The organism is Campylobacter sp. BCW_4338 (genome assembly GCF_001763255.1).
In the GTDB taxonomy this organism is placed as follows: Bacteria; Campylobacterota; Campylobacteria; order Campylobacterales; family Campylobacteraceae; genus Campylobacter_D; species Campylobacter_D jejuni.
The window spans coordinates 1-1845 of record NZ_MJYJ01000005.1 but is presented as its reverse complement, the minus strand read 5'-3'; the positions used below and the strand labels follow the sequence as shown (position 1 = coordinate 1845).

The following is a 1845-nucleotide window of genomic DNA, read 5'->3' as shown; positions in this document are numbered from 1 at the left end:
GCTTTTAGCTAAACTCTCAAAAACAGGTAAAAAATCCTTATCAAATCCGCTAATTTCAATTTTTATAGCCATTTATATCCTTTCTTATATAATTTTTATTTTTATTATACCATAAAGGGTTTTGTTGTAAAATTGGAAAAAACTTTTTTTATATATAAAATTACATAAATAAGACAATCAAAATACAATATAAAAGATTAAAGAATAGTAAAAACGGTTTTTTAAAAAAACTAATATAAATATATGGCTAATTATATAATTAATCCTCCTCTAAGCCATCATTAATTCCTGCTTCTGCAAGTTCAAGCTGTTCTTTTTGATACACTTTATCATCTTTAAAGGCTTCAAAACTTTTTTCCCATAAAACCTTTCTTTGCTCTATATATTCTTGATCTTTACACATATTAATCCTTTTTATTTATCAGGTTTAAAACCACTATCTAAAATTATTTTTGTCATTGCACCTTTAAGTTTATCAAAACGATTTAAAGCTTGCATATTACTAACTCTAAGCAATCTTATTTTATCATCTTTTTTATAAAACACTTTAAAAACTTCATCACTTTGTTTGTGTTTTACCATATCATCTAAAGTAGGACTATCTATGAATTCATATTCTTTGGTAAAATCTTCATTTAAAACATCGAATAAATCTTGAGAAATAACCATTAGGATTAACTGGATCATAAGTATAAGAACTTACTACACATTCTCTCATAGCTTTTTGTATTTCTTCTTGGGATAATTTTTTCATAGTGTTTTTCTTTTTTCTTTCTATTATGATATAAATGACTTAATATGTAGTTATGGATTTTTATAAACTTGATTAATTTAACTTCAATTATTAAAACAACTCGCTATGAGAACCTATATTAATACATGTTAAAATAAGTTTATCATCTTGTTTTTGATAAATTAAGAGCAAATCAGGTTTTACATGACACTCTCTAAGCTCTTTAAATTCACCTTTTAGTTTATGATCTTTGTATTTTCTTTCAAGAGTTTCATTGTTAGATAAGCGATAGACTATTTCATCTACTAAGTCTTTTTCTTTTAGCGTTAGCTTCTTATAGTTTTTCTTGTATTCTTTTAAAACTCTAATTTCATATTTCACGCATAGCCTTTTTATACTCATCAAAGTTTTTAAAAGTTTCATGCTCTCCATTTTTCATTTCTTCTAAAGCCTTTTTCATAGAACTTTGTTTTTTCTCTTCTGGAGTATCACATTCTAACAAACAATAAGTAGCTTTTAGGCTTTTAGCTAAACTCTCAAAAACAGGTAAAAAATCCTTATCAAATCCGCTAATTTCAATTTTTATAGCCATTTATATCCTTTCTTATATAATTTTTATTTTTATTATACCATAAAGGGTTTTGTTGTAAAATTGGAAAAAACTTTTTTTATATATAAAATTACATAAATAAGACAATCAAAATACAATATAAAAGATTAAAGAATAGTAAAAACGGTTTTTTAAAAAAACTAATATAAATATATGGCTAATTATATAATTAATCCTCCTCTAAGCCATCATTAATTCCTGCTTCTGCAAGTTCAAGCTGTTCTTTTTGATACACTTTATCATCTTTAAAGGCTTCAAAACTTTTTTCCCATAAAACCTTTCTTTGCTCTATATATTCTTGATCTTTACACATATTAATCCTTTTTATTTATCAGGTTTAAAACCACTATCTAAAATTATTTTTGTCATTGCACCTTTAAGTTTATCAAAACGATTTAAAGCTTGCATATTACTAACTCTAAGCAATCTTATTTTATCATCTTTTTTATAAAACACTTTAAAAACTTCATCACTTTGTTTGTGTTTTACCATATCATCTAAA

General features: G+C 24.4%; 6 protein-coding genes. All 6 read right to left on the bottom strand.

Annotated features, from left to right (window positions below):
- Positions 1 to 259: 259 nt before the first annotated feature.
- The 6 genes from AJN69_RS09895 to AJN69_RS09890 all read right to left on the bottom strand — a co-directional run bounded on the left by AJN69_RS09895 (position 260) and on the right by AJN69_RS09890 (position 1656).
- Entirely contained in the window at positions 260 to 403 is a 144-nt protein-coding gene (locus AJN69_RS09895; RefSeq protein ID WP_002807233.1) for a hypothetical protein, read from the bottom strand.
- Positions 404 to 414: 11 nt separating this feature from the next.
- Positions 415 to 669 (bottom strand): hypothetical protein, encoded by a 255-nt coding sequence (locus AJN69_RS00325; protein ID WP_044794622.1) that lies wholly within the window; start codon positions 667 to 669, stop codon positions 415 to 417.
- Positions 632 to 754, bottom strand: a complete 123-nt coding sequence (locus AJN69_RS10205; protein WP_002813541.1) for a hypothetical protein — start codon at positions 752 to 754, stop codon at positions 632 to 634. Before AJN69_RS10205 ends, AJN69_RS00325 begins: the two co-directional genes overlap by 38 nt.
- A gap of 90 nt (positions 755 to 844) precedes the next feature.
- Positions 845 to 1114, bottom strand: a complete 270-nt coding sequence (locus tag AJN69_RS00320; protein WP_002789000.1) for a type II toxin-antitoxin system YafQ family toxin — start codon at positions 1112 to 1114, stop codon at positions 845 to 847.
- Entirely contained in the window at positions 1104 to 1325 is a 222-nt protein-coding gene (locus AJN69_RS00315; RefSeq protein ID WP_002881155.1) for a hypothetical protein, read from the bottom strand. Before AJN69_RS00315 ends, AJN69_RS00320 begins: the two co-directional genes overlap by 11 nt.
- A gap of 187 nt (positions 1326 to 1512) precedes the next feature.
- On the bottom strand, positions 1513 to 1656 hold the full coding sequence (locus AJN69_RS09890; RefSeq protein ID WP_002807233.1) for a hypothetical protein: 144 nt from the start codon (positions 1654 to 1656) through the stop codon (positions 1513 to 1515).
- Positions 1657 to 1845 lie beyond the last annotated feature (189 nt).

Coding starts and splice junctions, on each gene's coding strand:
- AJN69_RS00325 (WP_044794622.1), bottom strand. CDS start 669: ATGGTTATTTCTCAAGATTTATTCGATGTTTTAAATGAAGATTTTACC.
- AJN69_RS10205 (WP_002813541.1), bottom strand. CDS start 754: ATGAAAAAATTATCCCAAGAAGAAATACAAAAAGCTATGAGAGAATGT.
- AJN69_RS09895 (WP_002807233.1), bottom strand. CDS start 403: ATGTGTAAAGATCAAGAATATATAGAGCAAAGAAAGGTTTTATGGGAA.
- AJN69_RS09890 (WP_002807233.1), bottom strand. CDS start 1,656: ATGTGTAAAGATCAAGAATATATAGAGCAAAGAAAGGTTTTATGGGAA.
- AJN69_RS00315 (WP_002881155.1), bottom strand. CDS start 1,325: ATGGCTATAAAAATTGAAATTAGCGGATTTGATAAGGATTTTTTACCT.